We start from the raw sequence: 18,421 nt of genomic DNA, 5'->3' as shown, positions 1-18,421 counted from the left end.
ACTTTATCCTCATCAAAAGGTGTCGCGTCTTCATTTGATTGTAGATAATCTAGCTCATTTAAGAAACTTTGTATCCACTTAAAGCATTTATTACTGTTTTCCGAATGAATCCTTCGGTATACTCAATAATATTAAATTTATCAAAATCCATGGTGGCTACATGATAAGAATTCGTTAATTCAACAATCTTTTTGGACCATGATGAAACATTGTGATAAACGTAATCCGTGCTTTCAGCCGGCACAACATGATCATCTAAAGATTTGAACAATAAAAGGGGACTTGTTATCCGTGAAAGATTTTCCTTACCAATTTTAATTACAGTTAACAGCTGCTTAATGGCATGCACAGGTACAGCAGGATAAGTAATTTCGATTATGCTGTCATCCTTAATATCAGGTTTCCCTTCCTGAACATAATCAAAATCATGGGCCTCTTTATACAGCTCATATCCTGGGACAGAAAAGGCCGCATTAATTGTAATTACCCCGGCCGGATTTACTTTATTAGCTAAAATAAGTGATAAAACTCCTCCCATTGACTGCCCGGCAATAAAAACATGGGAACAGGTTGATTTTAGTTTGTCATAGGCATGTTCAAGTTCTGTGAGCCAATCTTGGAAGATGGTTTCTTCCAGCTCATCAGAATGCGTCCCATGTCCTTTTAAGCGTGGCGCATAAACTGTAAAGCCTTTTTCTGCAAGATGATTTCCAACAAATTTTACACTTTGTGGCGTTCCAACAAAACCGTGAATTAATAATATTCCAATTTCATTTCCTTTTATGTAAAAAGATTCTGCTCCAGGGATTACTTCATATTTATTAATTGTCATTACAATCTCTCCGTTTCTTAAGAAATTTGTGCATAATGGTCTAGCTTCAGCGCCCAGTGACTAGTGGACTTCGCCCACCTCCCTACGATAAGTCAACATCGACTCGCAAAAGCTCGTCGTGTTTCCTTTATCTCAGTCGATGTGCTCCAGTCCTTACGTCGTTGACCGGGCGCTTCCACTTTTCTAATAAAAAACTCCTTCTGCTCGTTGCAAAAGGAGTATTTTTTACACACTTTTATCAACCAAAGCAGAGCTTTGTTGGTAGGAGCACCTTTCCTGATGGGGAGGTTGCTGTGAAGTCATAGAGCCAATTCTCTCGTTCACTCTTGATAATCATTTATTTAATTTTTCCGATAAGAATACTATGTTTTGAATAATAACATGTTTTCATCCATTTGTAAATATCTAAAAATATAAAAGGGCACTTTAATAAAAGTGCCCTTTCTCGCATTGAGGCGACTGACTGCATGCCACATTCATGCATTCCCTTATAGGGCGTGTCAATCGACTTACACAATTCAGCTCATCGCAAAAACTACTATACCATGTTATTCATATAAATTGCAACTTTTAAAAAATTTTCATAAAAGTCTGTTATCCTTCGCAGTTTAGATTTACAATAGAAAGTGAATTTATTTTTTTAACTTTATTCGAGAGAAGTCCCCTCGTCCATAAGTTATAGTAGGATTAACGTAACCGGCATTCAATACAGGGGTCAAACCCACCTTGAATAAAGTTAAAGCCTCCGGCGGATGCCACAGATTTTCAGAGGTAGTTTTTCGAACAAGCTCGAAAAAATCTGGGCGCAAATACGCCAAGGCGCATTTGATTATAATTTTTTTATCGAACAAGGAGATGACACAGATGCTTGATCAAACCATTAAAGTTGATTTAAGCTCAACTAAAAAACCAAAACCAGATGCTGATAAATTGCAATTTGGTAAATTATTTACGGATCATATGTTTATTATGAATTATAAAGAAGGACAAGGCTGGCATGATCCTCGAATCGTCCCATATCAGCCGCTTAAACTGGATCCTTCATGCGTTGTTTTTCATTATGGACAAACGGTTTTTGAAGGCATGAAGGCATATGTCACAAAAGACGGTGAGGTTCAATTATTCAGACCAAATAAGAACTTTGAAAGATTAAACCGTTCAAATGACAGATTAGTAATTCCCCAAATCGATGAGGAATTTGCTTTAGAAGCATTAAAAAAACTAGTATCAATTGATAAAGACTGGGTTCCAACAGCTGAAGGAACATCTCTTTATATTCGTCCATTCATCATTGCAACGCAACCTTATCTAGGTGTTGCACCATCATCTGAGTATATGTTTATTATTATCATGTCACCAGTAGGTGCTTACTATAAAGAGGGCTTAAATCCTGTCAAAATTCAAGTAGAGGATGAGTATGTTCGAACAGTAAAAGGTGGTACTGGTGAAGCCAAAACAGGCGGAAATTATGCGGCGAGCCTAAAAGCACAAGAAATTTCCGGTGAAAAAGGTTATTCACAGGTTCTATGGCTGGATGGTAAAGAACATAAATATGTTGAAGAAGTAGGTAGCATGAATATGTTCTTTAAAGTTGATGGCAAGGTAATAACACCGGCGTTGAATGGAAGTATTCTACAAGGTATCACGAGAGATTCCATTATTCAACTTTTAAAACACTGGAATGTACCGGTAGAAGAACGTCGGATTTCTATTGAAGAGATCTATGAGGCGGCTGCCAATGGTAAGCTAGAAGAAGCATTTGGAACTGGAACTGCTGCTGTTATTTCTCCAGTTGGCGAGCTATTATGGAAAAATGAAAAAGTCGTTCTAAACGAAGGGAAAACAGGCGAAATTTCCAAAAGACTATATGATACGTTAACAGGTATCCAATATGGAACAGAACCAGATCCATTTGGTTGGACAGTGAAAGTAGAATAGTAAAAAATAAAACTCACCGCTTACTGAAAAACAGGGTGGTGAGTTTTTGTCTAGCTCCAGCGCCTATCGCCTAGCAAACTTCAGGTCTCCTCCCTACGATAAGTCAACTAAGAATTGCTAATGCAATTCAAGTTTCCTTTATCGCTGTCGTTGTACCCTCTAGTTTGTACGGCGGTGTGCAAGGCGCTTCCGCTTTTCTTCTAATATCCAACCTCAACAGCGGCAATTACGATATACATTTGATCGTTTTTGTCGCCTTTTTCCTCTAACACAATCCCGCTTGTTGTAAGCATGCCACCGTCAACAACTTCAACTGTTACCTTGCCAAATGGCAGGGCCGCTTTAACGGTTTCAATATCGAGGTTTTCTTTGTCACAAGGGACAGCTAGTCTCACATTGACGCACATATTGTCCAAGCTGTTATTTGGCAATACAGAACGAATGCCAGGCATTGAATTATAATGAATCGCATTTTTTACAGCACGTACAGCGGCACGGGTAATATCTTGACCATGAACATCAATACCCATACCGGTTTCAATAAACATCATTTTTTCCAAAACTATCATTCCTTCCTAGTATTTATATGTTTATTATAGCATTCAGATACAATTGTGAACAAAAAGAGTCAAATCTAGATATTCCATTGTGGTTTGTTTAAAATATTCATATAATAATTAGAATTGCTGAGAACTAAGGGGAGATCACATTTATGAAAAAAATCGTAGCAATTGTTATTGTATTATTCGTAGTTTTGGTTGGGTGGTTATATTATGTTAATTTAACGAACGTCGATGAATTTAGATTAACAGGCTATACGATCATTCAAAAAGATAAAGTAAAAGAAAATGAACCAATGTACTTAAGCTACGATATGCAATACCATGGAAACGGAAAGCCGGTTATTAAGGAAATTCGGTTTATTAAAACAGATGGATCGTTTTTAACGGCTGATGATGAAGCACTCTCAGTAACTGCCTTTATTGATGAAAAAGGTTCAACCCTAGCCAATACAAATGGAGCAATCACGGAAGAAGAAGCAAAAGAATTGAATTTACTTGAGAATTATATACCTGTAGAAAATTATCAAGTAAACAAAAAAGACCTAAATGTTGTTCTAAAGGTGACCGTGAGGGATGAGAACTACAAAAATAATGTAACAGCAATCGAAATTGACTATGAATTGCTAGGGTCTAAAGAAACAAAACAGATTTTGATTTCTGGCTTTGTTGAGTAATCACCTTTTTAGGAGTGATCGTTTGTTTGGTCACTCTTTTTTCATAATTTCGTAATGAATTTTGTCGAATAAATGGCTATAATAAAAGTTGGATTAGTCTATTAAGTTATAAATTTATTGGAATTTAAAAAAATTATAGAGAGGTATAAAATGGGCGAATTTTCATTATCAATTCTTATCGATGTAGTCGGCGAGTTATTTTCGGATGAAACATCTATTGCAGTCTCAAATGGAGACAAGTACATATATTATCGCCCAAGTAAACGGATCAATCTTAAAATAAAGCCTGGTGATCCGGTTAAGGAAGGTACAATTACATATAAAGCGCTACTGAGTGGGCAAAAGGTCTCGGAGTTTATTAGCAGAGATGTATTTGGTGTACCATACTACGGGATGGCTGTTCCTTTTTCAATTAAAGGGAAACAAGGTTGTATAACTGCTGTCTTCCCAACCTTAACTAGTGCCACTTCCGTTGTCACTGTGAAGGTAAATGAAGGGTGGATTCCGGTTCCATTTGAAAAAGTAATCTACTTGGAAGCAAAAAATCGAAAAACATATGTAATAACAGAGGTATGCTCTGGAACGCATAAGGATTCTCTAAATGAATTTGATTATTATTTGCCGAAGGAAACGTTCATTCGATGCCATCGTTCCTTTATTGTGAACGTAACCCAAATTAAAATGATTCATCCTGACACACATTCTACCTTTCTGTTAGAAATGAAGGATGGAACCGAAATTCCTGTCAGCCAATCCTACTCCAGTTATTTTAGAAAATTGCTGGGAGTTTAAATTCTTCTGTTTCATCCCTGGATTTTCTGTTATACATCAATTTAATGCTATGCTCAAGATTGAACTATTGTGAGAATCTTCTGTTTCATCCTGATAATTTCTGGCTCATCCGAAAATTTTGCAATTCTATCCAAAATTCAGCTTGTTTTGACAAATTTCCTGTAAACTATTTTTAAAAATACATCTACAGGGGGAGTAGAAGTGGAGAATTTCAAGAATCGCATTCGTAATGAGGAACTTCTTAATCGAGTTGTGACTGCAGAGGAAGCTGCGAGCTGGATTGAAGACGGAATGTCATTGGGATTTAGTGGATTTACAAGAGCTGGGGATGTTAAAGTTGTACCACGAGCATTAATAAAGCGTGCTGAAAATGAATCATTCAAAGTTGATGTTTATACAGGAGCTTCTTTGGGGACTGATACTGATAAATTACTTGCTGAATCTGGAATTCTGAACAAGCGTTCACCTTTCCAAGCAGATCCAACAATGCGTAAAGGTATCAATAGAGGAGATTTTTATTTCGTTGATACACATCTTTCGCAAGTTGCTGAATTGATTCGCTCAGGCGTAGTACCGATTGATTATGCAGTTTTGGAAGCGATTTCCATTACTGAAGACGGAATGATTATTCCAACTACACAAGTTGGTAATTCAGCCATATTCGCAGAACATGCTAAAAATATAATTATTGAAATTAACTTAGCCCATCCGGAATCGTTTGAAGGAGTTCACGATATCTATGATCCAGGAAAACAGGGTGAGCGTAATCCAATTCCATTAACAACTCCATCCGATCGAATCGGTACAATTGGTATTCCGGTTGATATTAATAAAATCAAAGGAATCGTAATCAATAATGAAATGGATTCACCGTCCAATATCGTACCGCCAGATGAAGAGACGCAAATTATGGCTAACCATTTAATGGAATTCTTAAGAAATGAAATTAAAGAGGGAAGATTAACAAATAGTCTTGCACCTTTACAATCAGGAATTGGATCTGTTGCAAATGCAGTCCTTCATGGTTTAGTTGAATCTGAATTTGAAGACTTAGAAGTTTATTCTGAAGTATTACAGGATGCAGTATTTGACCTTCTTGACGCTGGTAAAGTGAAGTTCGCTTCTTGCTGCTCAATTACCATTTCAGAAGGAAAAATGGAAGAAGTTTTCGGAAACTTCGAAAAATATAAAGATCGTTTAATGTTAAGACCGCAGGAGATTTCCAACCATCCTGAATTAATCCGTCGTATGGGCTTAATCTCTATTAATACAGCTCTTGAAGTTGATATTTATGGTAATGTGAATTCAACACATGTACGCGGAACACATATGATGAATGGTATTGGCGGTTCTGGGGATTTCGCAAGAAACGCTCGTTTGGCTATATTTGTAACGAAGTCAATTGCGAAAAACGGAGACATTTCTAGTATTGTTCCTTTCGTTTCACATACTGACCATACAGAACATGATGTGGATGTCATCGTTACTGAACAAGGATATGCAGACTTACGCGGCTTAGCACCAAGAGAACGAGTTGAGCTATTAATTGAAAATTGTGCACACCCTACGTACCGTGCTCAATTACGTGATTATTATTACGAAGCACTTACAAGAGGTGGACAAACACCTCATGTTTTAGAAAAGGCGTTTTCTTGGCATACAAACTTCGAGAAAAATGGCACCATGCTTGAGCCTGTTTTAGAACCAATCGTAATTAAATAATATTATCTATAAAATTTTAATAATAGGCGCAGATTCTTGACCATTTGACAAGATTCTGCGCTTTTTCTATAAATTTCCACAAAAATCTCTAGGCAAATTGAAGGAAATAGATAATTATAGGAGAATATATGTAAGATATTTATTTTCAAAATTTATGAGGTACAAATAAATGAAAAAACATCTGAAGCTTTATTTTACTGAAAACTTGGATGAGTTACTTAACTATCTTCATGGTAGAATTGAGCACTTTGGGATAACGGGAAATAGTGTTGAACTTACCCGTACCCTTTGCCAGTTTGGCTGCTATAATTTATTAATTTCCAATCATCATACTGTAGATGTAATCTACAAATTTATAAAAAAAGAATATGAAATGAATAGTCTCGGAGAACGAGAAAGAGCCTCTGCAACGAGATTCTTGGCTTTATACTCAGTTTTTGAAGGTTACACCAAAGAAGCACTTCAGTATTATAAGGAGTCCCAGCAACTGTTTTGGTCTTTGGATTTATTTGAAGAAGAATTTATGATGCTAACCGAGGCCTATTCTTGGCTTTATATTTGGATGAATAATCAAGAGGAAATGCACTATTGCCTCCAACGGATGAAGTACATTCAAGATACAATAAAGCCTCCAATAGAATTTATAAACACGATCGAACCCCCCCCAATCACTAGAAAGCTGGATATTGAATATTATTACCGATACATAATTAAAAAAAATTGGAAAATCAATGAAAAATATGTAAATAGTAAAAACAGGATTCACCTCATTTATATGATCCCAGCTTTATGTATGAAACTAATGAATGCCGATCATGATCAGGAAATGTTACAACAAACTGCGTTTACCCTACTGGCCAATGTCAACCAATTTAAGCATCCATTCTATAAAGCCTATATTTATTTCATTGTAGGAAATGCTCTTAGAGACAATTCATATATACTGAAAGCTAAAGAATTATTTTTACTAAACGATGTCACTGATATGGCGGAATTATGTGATGCGGAAAAAAATATATTTTCTAAAGTAAAAAAACGATCTAGTAAACTTACATTTAAGCTGTTCGGTAATTTTGAAGTTTATATTGGGGAAAAACAAATCACCTTAACGAAATGGGAAAGAAAAAAGGCGGAAGAATTGTTGCTTTATTTGTTAGTCCAACCCAACTTACAGGCATTAAAAGACGTAATCATGGATAAATTTTATGCCGATGAGAATTATAAAAAGGCTTCCAATCGAATATATGTCTTGATTCATACTATAAATAATAAAATAAAAAATGTAATCGAGAATGATAAACCTTTTATCTCAATTATGAATGGGTTTATTAGAATTGATCATAATCAAATAGAGGAAATTGATGTTCTTAATTATTTAAAATTATTATCTGTCGGTCGTTTATTGTGGAGCGATGACCAAATGGCTGCTATCGAGCTTTTTAATAAGGCCCGAAAAATCTATCATAACCAAGTCATACCTGACATGTATTACATTTCTTGGTTGGAGCAATTTCGAGAGGATATAAAGCAGAAACATACGAAAATGCTTAATTTTCTTTTGAAAAATACTACAAATGCGGAAATGATAAACAGCCTTTTTGTGGAATTAATAGATTGTGACCCATTAAATGAAACTTCCGTAAAAAATTATATTGCATATTTACTAGGTCAAAGTCACTATATAAAGGCTAAAGAAATCTTTCAAAGATATGCCCGAACATTAAAGGAGGAATTAGGTTTGGATGTATCGGCTGAACTAAAATCCCTCATGGATGTGGTCAAATGAGTCTTAGAAAAAGGCTTTTATTACTTTATTTTCTCGTCGGTCTGGAAGGTGTAGTCTTCGTCGAATTTCAAAATTATTTTGTTTTAGGAAAATCATGGGAATATATTTTAAAATATAATCTGCCGTTTGTACTATTACAAAATGCTGTTTTTCTAGTAGTCTACTATTTATTTTCTGCAATTAGATTAAGAGATGCCATCTTACTTGATCAAAATCCAGAAAAACTCGTAACACTAACCCGTGATGAAAAAACAAAGCTCTTTCATAAGCTTGTTCACTTTCCGATGGAGATGTTTCGCTTTTCTATTTTGTTTATGGTCGTTTTAGCGATTGCCTTCCATATATACGTCGCTTTTTTACTTGAGGAAGTCACAATAAAGGTCTTGATTAACATGTCGATTAGTTTTGTGAGAGAGCAGTCAATAGGCATGATCATTACACTAACGATTATTGCTTTTTTAGGAAAGGCACTCAGGCCGACCATTATTAAACTTAACCAGCCTTCGATTTCATTCATCCATGTATCGTTGGTTAAGAAGATCGTTCTAGTATTTTTTTCACTACTTTTTATCTTTCTAACGGATTTGATATGGCTCTTTTTATCCGTTCAAGCACCAGTAGAGGTTATTATATATAAAGTAATTGTTGTGATTGCAGTATTGTTGACCTTATCAATATTAAGTATCAGGCTTATTATTATGGATTCGATAAAATATACCCATCAGGTGGCAGATTATATTGCAGCTGCTTCGACAGGCAAACGAGAAACACTTCATACTAAAATTCCGGTTACTTCTAATGACGAAATCGGATATTTAGTTGGAAGCTTTAATAAACTGCAACAAAGAATTAAAGATTTATATAAAGAAATTGATGATGAATTAAAGCTGGCATTAACAATCCAAGAAAAACTTGTGCCGCAAACATCTATTCATTTTGGAGATTATCAGATTAGCGGAATATCCTTACCGGTTAAGGAGACGGGTGGAGACTTTTTTGACGTCATCAAATTTGATGATAATAAGCTTGTACTTCTAATCGGTGATGTTTCTGGAAAGGGGCTTCCAGCTGCCTTATTTATGTCAATGATGATAGGGATCGTTCGAATAAAAATTAATAAAGAATCTCAGTTCATATCGCCTGCCCATATACTGGATGAAATTAATGTAATGTTAAAACCACTGTTAAATGAGGGGATGTATATTAGTGCTGGGTTGGGGGTTATTGATCTTGATACAAGAATGCTAACCTATTCTAGTGCAGGTCATGTATCTCCGATTATTAGAGAATCTGGGATAACGAGAACGATTGATCAATCCTCTTTTCCGTTGGGAATCGATGACAACGAACAGTATTCTGAGGTCATTTTACCTTTGGATCCATTAGAAGCTATTCTTTTATATACAGACGGAATGATTGAACAGCGTAATTCTGAAAATTCTATGTATGGATTTGAACGTCTTATTAGTAGTTTTAAAGAAAATTGGGATAAAGACGGCAAGTTATTCCTCGACAATATAAATGATTTTTCAACTGGTAAAGATCGGGAGGATGATATGACAGTCGTTCATTTAAAACGGTATAATTGGAACACTAGGTAGAGGAGAGTATAGGATGAATTTCCCACAATCGCTGAACATACAAATTCTGAGTGTGTTTGGGGAAGAGAAAAAAGTACTTCAAAAAATGGATGAGCTATTTTCCTCCTTTTTCTTTTTAGAAAAGGATATTCAAGAGTTTAAAGCTGCTGTGGCAGAGGCATGTATAAACGCTATTGAACATGGGAATTTGGAAAATAAAGATTTGCCGATCCTGATTACGATTACACTTACCGAACAAATGGCAACATGTACGGTTTGTGATAGAGGGAGTGGATTTCCTTCCATAAAACAAACGGATTTTAATTTCGATCGTGGCTGGGGCTTGAAGATTATTGAATCTTTTGTTGATCATTGGACGATGGATAAGCCTTTAGTTGATGATTTTTCATTTTGTATTACATTTGAGAAAAGCTTTAACAATTTTAAAGGCTAGGAGTTGTTATAATGGAAGAAGAATTGATCATTACCAGCGAAGTAATGAACGATACATTACTGATTACCTTAATAGGTGATCTTACAAAAACATCTGGTGAAAAATTACTGAATTTTCATCAATGGGAACAGGGCCTGCCTAATAACCTCTCTATATTCATTATCAATTTTGATAAAGTGAACTATATTAATAGTGCCGGTATAGCATACTTGATTCGTCTATGTCGATTGTTAGCTGGAAATCATATTACAATGAGGGCATTTGGGCTCGAATATCATTATGAAAAAATGTTTAGTATCGTTGGTCTATCTAGGTATTTGTCCTATTACCCAAGTCAATGGGCTGCCGTTGAAGGAATAGAAAATATAACTAAAAATTAAAATTTTCAAATTTATTGAAACCTTTCCTTTCTTATTTTCGTCTATATTAATTGTAGGAAAATATTGGAGGAGGGGTTTTAAAAATTGTCTATTAAAAAAGTTGGAGCTATTTATGTATTATCGGCCCTTGCTTTATCAGCATTGATGCCAATTAACAATGTCCATGCTGAAGTAAAAAGCGTAATGTTAACAGAGCAGGGAGGTATCGGACAGTCTTCTGAGGCTTCCATTCTAGATGTTGATAAGGAAAAATTAATCGCAAAAGTTAAAGAATTGTTCCCTAATCAATTGGATATGGTAAGTAACAAAGATTTCAACGTCAGTTTTAATCCATCAAGACCAGGAATGGGGATGGAAACGTACGATTTGCATTTTTATAAGGAAATGGGCGCAGGGAAGCAAATGAATGGCCATTTTTCATTCACCGGTAAAGATCTGGCATTAATTTCTTTCTATTACGATCCTGCGGATAAGAAGGATGCCTTATTCCCTGCAAAGGTAACGAGGGAAGAAGCACAAAAAACAGCAACAAAGTTTTTAGAAAAATTAAAACTTAATGGTCAATATCAATTGTCAGACGAAAACATGGACTATTATTCGAATATGAATCGGCCATTAACTGAACCTGTTATGTATCATTTTACATATGATAAGCTTGAAAACGGGATTCCTGTTCAATATAGGAATGCCAGCATCACTGTGCTTGGAAACGGGGAAGTGACACAGTTTTATATTGGTTTCATGACTGAAAATAAGGCCAATTTCGAAAGTAAAAATAATGTAATTGCAAAGAATGATGCATTACAAATTCTAAATGACAATCTTCAACTTGACCTGCGTTATCTAGTTGATTATGACTATTTAAATGACAAAGCATCGGTTAAACTTACTTTTGTACCGGACCCAGCGATCATGGGGATTCATGCAAAAACAAAAGAGTTTAAAATCGGCGAAAAGTTCTACAAAGATTTACCGAAAAAGAAAGAAATCAAAATGCTGGCGAGCCAATCAACAGGAAAATCAGGCAATACACTTTCCAAGGAAGAGGCAAAAGCATTAGCAGAAAAAATACTTAAGCCTAAAAAGGATAATGTTAAACTGGCGATTGAAGGAATTCAAGAGACCGAACGTAATGGAGTAAAAATATACAGTATCCACTTTATGTATTATGAAGGGTCAGGTGGATCTGGTTCATCACTGGAGATTAATAAAGAAACAGGTGAGATTCTAAATTACTATAACCAAAATCGTGACTTTTATTATTACATGGACCCACAAGAAATGAAAGATGTTAAGCCAAAGATCACGGAAGAACAGGCATTAAAAAAAGCAATGGAGTATTTGAAACAGTATGCACCATCTAACCTAAACCAATATGCTTATCCATTAGATGGAACTGATAGTGGCTACCGGAAAGATGGGAATGAATATTACTTCAACTTTCCGCACATCAAAGACGGGATTATCGTAAATGGCAATGGAATCGGTGTTAGTGTTTCAGCAGACGATGGAGAGCTTTATTCTTTGAATGTTAATTATAATAAAGTGACTGGCTGGCCAGATGTAAACAAAGCGATTGACCGCGAAAAAGCATTGGAGGCCATCAAAGGAAATCTCGATGTGAAACTGATGTATACAGCGAATTCTCCAATGGGAGATGAAGAATATCGTTTAGTCTATACGGCTAATCAAAAAGATGTTACTACTTATTTCAATGCAGTCAGCGGAGCTTGGGAAAAATACTCCTATGCAGGTGAAAACACAGCAAAAGAGAAGCCAAAGATCACCCATTCTTGGGCTAGCGATGAATTAAACTTTTTGCTCGACGCGAACATTATCAAGGTAGAAGACCCTGCTACGTTTAATCCGGATCGTGCTGTATCAAAAGGGGAAGCATTAGAGATTTTATATAAATCACTGGCTAATTTTTATGATTATGATCCACGCTTTAGAGATGTAGGTCAAGATAAGCAGCAAACATATGAAAATATTAAGCCTGACCATCCCTTATACAATATTATCGAACGGGCGGCCGAACAAAAGATTATTGATCCAACGATGAAGACATTTAATACAGAAGAAAAGCTGACAAAAGAAGAATTAGCCTACTGGTATGTCCGCGCACTTGGTTTACAGGTTGTGGCTGACCATAAAGAAATATTTACGATGAGCTTTAAAGATACAAAGGAAATGAATGAAAAATATCAGGGCCATATTGCCTTAGTCAATGGCCTAGGTATTTTTACAAAAGATGCGAACCAACAATTTCAACCAAAAAATGAAGTTACTTTAGCAGAATTAGCAGTTTCAAATGTTCGTCTAGCGAAAATTGCGGCAGAGATGAATGTGAATTTTAGGTAAATGCTATAATTTGAAAAGGTGTCTTGGAGTTATTTTCCGAGACACCTTTACTTGATGACGCCACGCTCTAAAATACTGACTGTAGCTTTTACTTTAACATCCACATTTGGATAAATATCCTCCCAGTTTTCACCTTTATAGTTTCTTGTTTGGTGCCGCACATGATGGCCTATACCAATAGGGTCGATCCCCAATTCTTGAAAAGTGGTTAACATTTTTTTGTTCTTTTTCTTGATATCCTTTTCTATTTGCCGCTCAATATCATTTATTAAATCATTAGGAATGTATGGACCACTATATTCTCTAATGATTCCCTTGACTTTTATATTGATAGTTACATTGGGAGAGAATCCACCGTTATTATGTTTAACGACAAATTTTCTTGAAGAGGCAATATTTGTTAGAAAAGCTCGCTCTCCATTATCAAGTTTTATAAAAAATACGCCTTTTTTAAAATTTTCGTACATACTCCTTAAATAAAAAAATTCTTGTTGTGGAACAAAGTCAACCATTTTCTCTTTTTTAAAAAGCGCAACCCCTTTTATCTTTACTCTGTTCTTTTTTTCTTCCAATAACGGCAAAATAGGGTCTATTCCTTTGGAGTAATAAGCAAATTCAAAGGTATGCAAATTGGTTAAGGGAAGATTGCTGAATTCTGTATTCTCATCAACTAAATTTGATAGATAAGTCCCTATGGGTTCATCTGTTTTCAGGCTGTGAAGGATTTTTTCCGTAGAACCATCGAAAACAGCCAGTTGGATTCTAGCACCAACATTGGGGTCCCTTTGAAGATTATCGATATACCTAAAGATACCTGTCTTTTCAGCAAGTTCTCGATTAAATAGAGCAATTTGCAGCTTCCCATTTATTAACGGTTTTGATGATTCCGATTCCAACTTATCACGATTTTGATATATTAATGATGATGTATTAGAAAAAGCCAGATTTTCTATTGTTTTATCTGGTTTATAAAAAGGTGCAACAGCTGTACCTGTAAATCGGTTTTCAGCAACATAATCATAACCAACGGCCATCACTAAAAAGATATCATCAATAATTTGTTTTGGTTGGGCAATTTGTGGAGCAAAGCTGCACCCCAACAAGACTACAAAAAGGATGAATTTTTTCATTTACTTTTCCTCACTTTTACAGAAATCGAGTGAATAATAAAAAGGAGAGGAATATAAACAAAATTATAGTATTTTCCGATGGTACCAACATTGTCACTAAGTTGACTGATACTTTCTCTTTTCTCAAAATAATTACATCCAATAAATACAATGATCAAGATAATGACTAGAAAATATTTCTGTTTAAAACCAACCACTCTTTTACCGATTCTGCTGGCAGCCCATAGAAAAATGGTGATATTAGGCAGGACGACTAAGAGCCATGTGGAGATGCCGATGAATTCGAATCTTTCAACAAAAGGCAATTCAGCAGTTTTCCATAAGCCTAATGTTGGCCACGTTACAATCTTAATCTGACCAGGACTATAATAAATAATTGTAACGATTTCGATTAATACATAAAAAAGAGTTGTCGTTAGTGTTCCTAGTTGCGCCCATTTTTGTGTATTCATCCCACCCTTTACATATGGATGAAAAACTAATAAAACCGAAAAACCTAAATAACTTAATGTCATTTTCAGTGAGGCTGAGAATAATGATTGTAAACCCACATCAAAAAACGGCCCCAGATTTTCCCACCTTGCAAATTTTAGTGGAAAGAGAAAGGTTAACGCTAAGTAGGCGGGTAAAATGATGCTAAAGAAACTGATCCCTACGACTGTGCGAAATCCCCCCATGACAACATAATAGGTGAGCATAATAAATGGTAAAGCAAAGCTCCATGTTGCAAGGTCAGGAAAAATCCATACTTGCACCACCTCGATATAACTTCTTAATACGGTAATAGCCGTGATAATAAAATATAACATTACGCCAATACTTAAAATATTCCCAAGCCATTTTCCGAATGCCTGTTGGTGAATATCAATTAAATCCCCTTTTCCATTTCGGATAAGCTTATACATAATCCATATAATACCATGAACCATTAAGGCTGCTAGAAGAATCGCAACCCAGCCATCATGACCAGCTTCAAGTATAAACGGCTGAAATCCCAGGACACCAACACCGACTTGAACAGATGTTATAATATAAAAAACTAAAAAGGGAGAAACCTGAAACCTTTTATCTATAGGCTTTAACATTCACATCCATCCTTTTCCAATACAAATCAGGGGCTATTCATCGATATCCTTATTTTTAAATGCTTTATCTTGACTAAACCGCTGTATTTTATCGGTTTGAACAACAATCGGTCTTTTCGATTGTCGAGCAAATGCCATGCGAATGAACGAATCTTTTAGATCAGCTGCTCTAGGAGGATATATTGGCTCCAAATAAGGTCTTCCTAATGATGTTAGGCGTAGTAAATGTGTTAGAAAGAACGAAAAACACAACACGATTCCTACAAGGCCCCAAACATGTGCAAACAATAAAAAAGGGAACCTTAGTAGGCGAATGGTGTTGCCCATTTGGTATACTGGTGTTGTAAAAGAAGCCAGTGCCGCAAGGGCGATAATGATTAATAATACATTACTCGTTAAACCAGCCTCTACAGAAGCTGTTCCAATCACAATACCGCCAACAATACCGATAGTTTGCCCTACCTTTGTTGGAAGTCTTGCCCCTGCTTCCCTTAACAGTTCTATAACTAGTTCGAGAACTAAAGCTTCCAGAAACGGTGGGAAAGGAACTAATGTTCTTGATGACACTAGGGTACTCATTAAATCCTTGGGCAGTAATTCAAAATGATGGGTAAGGATCGCTACATAAATCGGTGTCATTAATAATGAAAATGCTACTGAAAAGACGCGGATCAAACGAAAGGCAGACGCAATGTGAGGATTAAGAAAATAATCCTCAAAAGCTGCGAAGTATTCAATTAGTGTTGTTGGACCGATTAATGCATGTGGCGATCCATCGACAACGATCACAACTTTTCCTTCAGCTAAAACAGCCGCAGCACGGTCCGGTCTTTCCGTGTCGAGTAAGACGGGGAAAGGCGAATGATGATTATCTGCTATCATTTGTGTAAGATAGGAGCTATCAATAATTTGATCAAATTCAAGATCCCCAATTCGTTGGATAACGGTATTCACATTTTCTTTATTTGCAATTTCATCAATATGAAGCACTGCTACTTGTGTTTTTGAAATTTTACCGACTTGAAGATTTGTAACTTGTAAATTTGGACTTGGAACTCTTTTTCTAATCAGATTTATATTAGTATCCATCGATTCAACGAAAGCTTCCTTCGGACCAATGACACTAAATTCAACTTCCGGAGCGGATATTTGGCGAGCTTCATTTTTTTGAGCTTGAACTAGTATAAATTGTTTTGGCTTGTCCTTATTTAAATAAATCATAATCGATCCAGTTAATACATGGGATGAGATTTCTTGTATATCATTTGAAATGATTTTATTTTCACATGGTATAGCAAGGCTCAAATCTTCCAAATTTCTCAAAGTTGATTCCGTTATATAAGGTAAGATATCCCGATGTAACACTTCTACATCAATTAAGGATTTATAATAGGAAATAAAATAAGAAACTGTGCCGATTTTATTTTCAAATGTAAGAAAATCATTTGATTGTTTAAATTGTTGCAAAATGGTTGGTGTTGAAGCATTTCCATTACGGGCATTCTTTTTAAAAAACATCATGCTTCTCCTTCATAGAAGTTGTTAATTCTTTGTTATCTTTTGCCGTAATTGGGAATAGTATGCGGTTTTAGGCATAATAGAGAAATTTATTGTATAATGTAGGAAAATGTAATGCAGGTCCTGAAAGGAAGGAATAATATATGGAAATCACTAGTCATACAGTTGAAAAAATTGAAGATCCAACAGGGATTTTAATAGGGGATCGATATGAATTTATTTTACAAATTGAAGTGCCCGAAGATGACGATCTCTACTCTGAAAAGGGTGTTTATTTAAAGGCAATTATAGCTGCAGTGGATGATGCGGTAAGGGTCGCGCAATATCAATTCTTTGAAAACGTTACAAATGAGTACATAGATTTAGAGTTAGAGGACGACGAGAAAGAGTTTATTGCTGACTACTGTAAGCAGCAATTAGAATAAGATGCATAATTAAAAGTGGCTTCACTAATAATAAGAAGCCACTTTCTTTTTTATTTATATACTTTTTCAAAAACAGTCAATTCATTGACTGCATTTATATCGATATCATAGCCAATTCCCGGGCGATCTGGTACAGTAATCATTCCATTATGTACGGTTACTTCAGGGCTTATGATATCCTTCTCCCAATAGCGCGAGGATGCGGCCGTGTCCCCTGGTAAACTGAAATTTGAAAGTGTTGTGAGAGCGACATTGTGGGCACGGCCGACACCGGCTTCGAGCATGCCGCCGCACCATACTCCAATTCCTTTTTCCAAACAAAGATCATGGATGCGCTTTGCTTCCGTTAAGCCGCCGACACGGCCAATTTTAATATTAATAATTTTACAGCTTCCTAATTCAATCGCTTTTCTTGCATCCTCACAGGAAAGAATACTTTCATCAAGACAAATGGGCGTCTTAATTTGCTTTTGTAAGACAGCATGATCAATAATATCATCGGAAGCGAGCGGTTGTTCGATCATCATTAATTTAAATTCATCAAGTGCTTTTAATCTCTCAATATCATCCAAACGATAGGCAGAATTGGCATCAGCCATTAACGGTAAGGTTGGAAAATGGTTGCGAATTTCTTTTAGGATCTCGATATCTTTACCTGGTTTAATTTTAATTTTGATCCTCTTGTAGCCTTCATTTATGGCTTTCTCGATCAAGCTTATTAAATCTGTAGTATTTTTTTGAATACCAATGCTTATGCCAACTTCTATTTCTTTTTTCTGACCACCAAGTGCTGTCGCAAGCGGTTGTCCTGAACGCTTTGCATATAAATCCCAGACCGCACCCTCAATGGCCGCTTTTGCCATATTATTTTTACGAATTCCTAGAAGCGTTTCGTTAACAATATCAGGATGCTCAACGTGTTTATGTAAAATAGAAGGGATGAGAAAGTCCTCTAACACATGCCAATTTGTTTTTAATGTTTCTTCATTATACCACGGGGCGGTAAAGGCAACGGATTCACCCCAGCCGCTCATCCCATATTCATCTTTTGCTTCTACTAAAATAAATTCCTTATTCCGGATTGTTCCAAAGCTTGTTGTAAAGTCAAATTTCATATTCATTTTTAGATGGCGTAACACAACTTCTTTTATTTGCACAATTTTTCACCTTCACTTCAAAAA

The 18,421-nt window shown here is 35.8% G+C and carries 16 protein-coding genes and 1 riboswitch; of the genes, 10 read left to right on the top strand and 6 right to left on the bottom strand.

Going from position 1 to position 18,421, the window contains the following annotated elements; translation table 11 throughout:
• Positions 1-58: 58 nt before the first annotated feature.
• Positions 59-832: an alpha/beta hydrolase gene (locus tag P9E47_RS13385; protein WP_326163677.1), complete on the bottom strand. Its 774-nt coding sequence runs from the start codon at positions 830-832 to the stop codon at positions 59-61.
• A 232-nt stretch (positions 833-1,064) separates the two neighbouring features.
• Positions 1,065-1,168: riboswitch (SAM riboswitch) on the bottom strand.
• Positions 1,169-1,696: 528 nt separating this feature from the next.
• Between P9E47_RS13385 and P9E47_RS13380 the strand changes: the two genes are divergently transcribed.
• Positions 1,697-2,770 (top strand): branched-chain amino acid aminotransferase, encoded by a 1,074-nt coding sequence (locus P9E47_RS13380; RefSeq protein WP_003329486.1) that lies wholly within the window; start codon positions 1,697-1,699, stop codon positions 2,768-2,770.
• Between the two features lie 200 nt (positions 2,771-2,970).
• Here the strand turns inward: P9E47_RS13380 and P9E47_RS13375 are convergent, their stop codons facing one another.
• The gene (locus P9E47_RS13375) at positions 2,971-3,330 is read right to left on the bottom strand and encodes a Lin0512 family protein (RefSeq protein ID WP_326163676.1); all 360 of its coding nucleotides are present in this window, start codon (positions 3,328-3,330) and stop codon (positions 2,971-2,973) included.
• A 152-nt stretch (positions 3,331-3,482) separates the two neighbouring features.
• Here P9E47_RS13375 and P9E47_RS13370 point away from each other — a divergent pair, with 152 nt between their 5' ends.
• The 8 genes from P9E47_RS13370 (at position 3,483) to P9E47_RS13335 (ending at position 13,082) form a co-directional block, all read left to right on the top strand.
• Positions 3,483-4,007 (top strand): hypothetical protein, encoded by a 525-nt coding sequence (locus tag P9E47_RS13370; protein WP_326163674.1) that lies wholly within the window; start codon positions 3,483-3,485, stop codon positions 4,005-4,007.
• A gap of 150 nt (positions 4,008-4,157) precedes the next feature.
• A complete protein-coding gene (locus tag P9E47_RS13365; protein ID WP_003329489.1) occupies positions 4,158-4,799 on the top strand; it encodes a LytTR family DNA-binding domain-containing protein in 642 nt (213 codons plus the stop codon).
• Between the two features lie 201 nt (positions 4,800-5,000).
• Positions 5,001-6,521: an acetyl-CoA hydrolase/transferase family protein gene (locus P9E47_RS13360; protein ID WP_326163673.1), complete on the top strand. Its 1,521-nt coding sequence runs from the start codon at positions 5,001-5,003 to the stop codon at positions 6,519-6,521.
• A gap of 169 nt (positions 6,522-6,690) precedes the next feature.
• Entirely contained in the window at positions 6,691-8,307 is a 1,617-nt protein-coding gene (locus P9E47_RS13355) for a bacterial transcriptional activator domain-containing protein (RefSeq protein ID WP_326163672.1), read from the top strand.
• Positions 8,304-9,908 (top strand): PP2C family protein-serine/threonine phosphatase, encoded by a 1,605-nt coding sequence (locus P9E47_RS13350; protein WP_003329493.1) that lies wholly within the window; start codon positions 8,304-8,306, stop codon positions 9,906-9,908. The genes P9E47_RS13355 and P9E47_RS13350 overlap by 4 nt, the downstream gene beginning before the upstream one ends.
• A gap of 13 nt (positions 9,909-9,921) precedes the next feature.
• Positions 9,922-10,341, top strand: coding sequence for an ATP-binding protein (locus tag P9E47_RS13345; protein WP_003329494.1), 420 nt, complete (start codon positions 9,922-9,924; stop codon positions 10,339-10,341).
• Positions 10,342-10,352: 11 nt separating this feature from the next.
• Positions 10,353-10,721, top strand: coding sequence for an STAS domain-containing protein (locus tag P9E47_RS13340; protein ID WP_003329495.1), 369 nt, complete (start codon positions 10,353-10,355; stop codon positions 10,719-10,721).
• 84 nt (positions 10,722-10,805) lie between these two features.
• A complete protein-coding gene (locus P9E47_RS13335) occupies positions 10,806-13,082 on the top strand; it encodes a PepSY1/2 domain-containing protein (RefSeq protein ID WP_326163671.1) in 2,277 nt (758 codons plus the stop codon).
• A 47-nt stretch (positions 13,083-13,129) separates the two neighbouring features.
• Here P9E47_RS13335 and P9E47_RS13330 read toward each other — a convergent pair whose 3' ends face one another.
• Genes P9E47_RS13330 through P9E47_RS13320 form a run of 3 tightly spaced genes read right to left on the bottom strand, consistent with a single transcriptional unit; the run spans position 13,130 to position 16,815 of the window.
• Positions 13,130-14,212, bottom strand: a complete 1,083-nt coding sequence (locus tag P9E47_RS13330; RefSeq protein WP_003329497.1) for a Ger(x)C family spore germination protein — start codon at positions 14,210-14,212, stop codon at positions 13,130-13,132.
• Positions 14,209-15,297 carry a GerAB/ArcD/ProY family transporter gene (locus P9E47_RS13325; RefSeq protein WP_326163668.1) on the bottom strand — a complete coding sequence of 363 codons (1,089 nt, stop codon included), beginning with the start codon at positions 15,295-15,297 and terminating at the stop codon, positions 14,209-14,211. The genes P9E47_RS13330 and P9E47_RS13325 overlap by 4 nt, the downstream gene beginning before the upstream one ends.
• 33 nt (positions 15,298-15,330) lie before the next feature.
• On the bottom strand, positions 15,331-16,815 hold the full coding sequence (locus tag P9E47_RS13320) for a spore germination protein (protein ID WP_326163667.1): 1,485 nt from the start codon (positions 16,813-16,815) through the stop codon (positions 15,331-15,333).
• A gap of 143 nt (positions 16,816-16,958) precedes the next feature.
• Here P9E47_RS13320 and P9E47_RS13315 point away from each other — a divergent pair, with 143 nt between their 5' ends.
• Positions 16,959-17,240 (top strand): DUF6509 family protein, encoded by a 282-nt coding sequence (locus P9E47_RS13315; RefSeq protein WP_003329501.1) that lies wholly within the window; start codon positions 16,959-16,961, stop codon positions 17,238-17,240.
• A 50-nt stretch (positions 17,241-17,290) separates the two neighbouring features.
• On the opposite strand, the gene menC is transcribed toward P9E47_RS13315, so the two are convergent.
• Positions 17,291-18,397 (bottom strand): o-succinylbenzoate synthase, encoded by a 1,107-nt coding sequence (gene menC / locus P9E47_RS13310; protein WP_326163666.1) that lies wholly within the window; start codon positions 18,395-18,397, stop codon positions 17,291-17,293.
• Positions 18,398-18,421 lie beyond the last annotated feature (24 nt).

This window comes from Schinkia azotoformans, from assembly GCF_035811335.1.
GTDB classification, from domain to species: Bacteria; Bacillota; Bacilli; order Bacillales; family Bacillaceae_J; genus Schinkia; species Schinkia azotoformans.
The sequence above is the reverse complement of the archived record's forward strand: the minus strand, read 5'-3'. Positions and strand labels throughout refer to the sequence as shown.

Bases quoted from the DNA above. Each gene is read 5' to 3' on its own strand.
- P9E47_RS13385 (WP_326163677.1), bottom strand. From the start codon at position 832: ATGACAATTAATAAATATGAAGTAATCCCTGGAGCAGAATCTTTTTAC.
- P9E47_RS13380 (WP_003329486.1), top strand. From the start codon at position 1,697: ATGCTTGATCAAACCATTAAAGTTGATTTAAGCTCAACTAAAAAACCA.
- P9E47_RS13370 (WP_326163674.1), top strand. From the start codon at position 3,483: ATGAAAAAAATCGTAGCAATTGTTATTGTATTATTCGTAGTTTTGGTT.
- P9E47_RS13365 (WP_003329489.1), top strand. From the start codon at position 4,158: ATGGGCGAATTTTCATTATCAATTCTTATCGATGTAGTCGGCGAGTTA.
- P9E47_RS13355 (WP_326163672.1), top strand. From the start codon at position 6,691: ATGAAAAAACATCTGAAGCTTTATTTTACTGAAAACTTGGATGAGTTA.
- P9E47_RS13350 (WP_003329493.1), top strand. From the start codon at position 8,304: ATGAGTCTTAGAAAAAGGCTTTTATTACTTTATTTTCTCGTCGGTCTG.
- P9E47_RS13345 (WP_003329494.1), top strand. From the start codon at position 9,922: ATGAATTTCCCACAATCGCTGAACATACAAATTCTGAGTGTGTTTGGG.
- P9E47_RS13340 (WP_003329495.1), top strand. From the start codon at position 10,353: ATGGAAGAAGAATTGATCATTACCAGCGAAGTAATGAACGATACATTA.
- P9E47_RS13330 (WP_003329497.1), bottom strand. From the start codon at position 14,212: ATGAAAAAATTCATCCTTTTTGTAGTCTTGTTGGGGTGCAGCTTTGCT.
- P9E47_RS13325 (WP_326163668.1), bottom strand. From the start codon at position 15,297: ATGTTAAAGCCTATAGATAAAAGGTTTCAGGTTTCTCCCTTTTTAGTT.
- P9E47_RS13320 (WP_326163667.1), bottom strand. From the start codon at position 16,815: ATGTTTTTTAAAAAGAATGCCCGTAATGGAAATGCTTCAACACCAACC.
- P9E47_RS13315 (WP_003329501.1), top strand. From the start codon at position 16,959: ATGGAAATCACTAGTCATACAGTTGAAAAAATTGAAGATCCAACAGGG.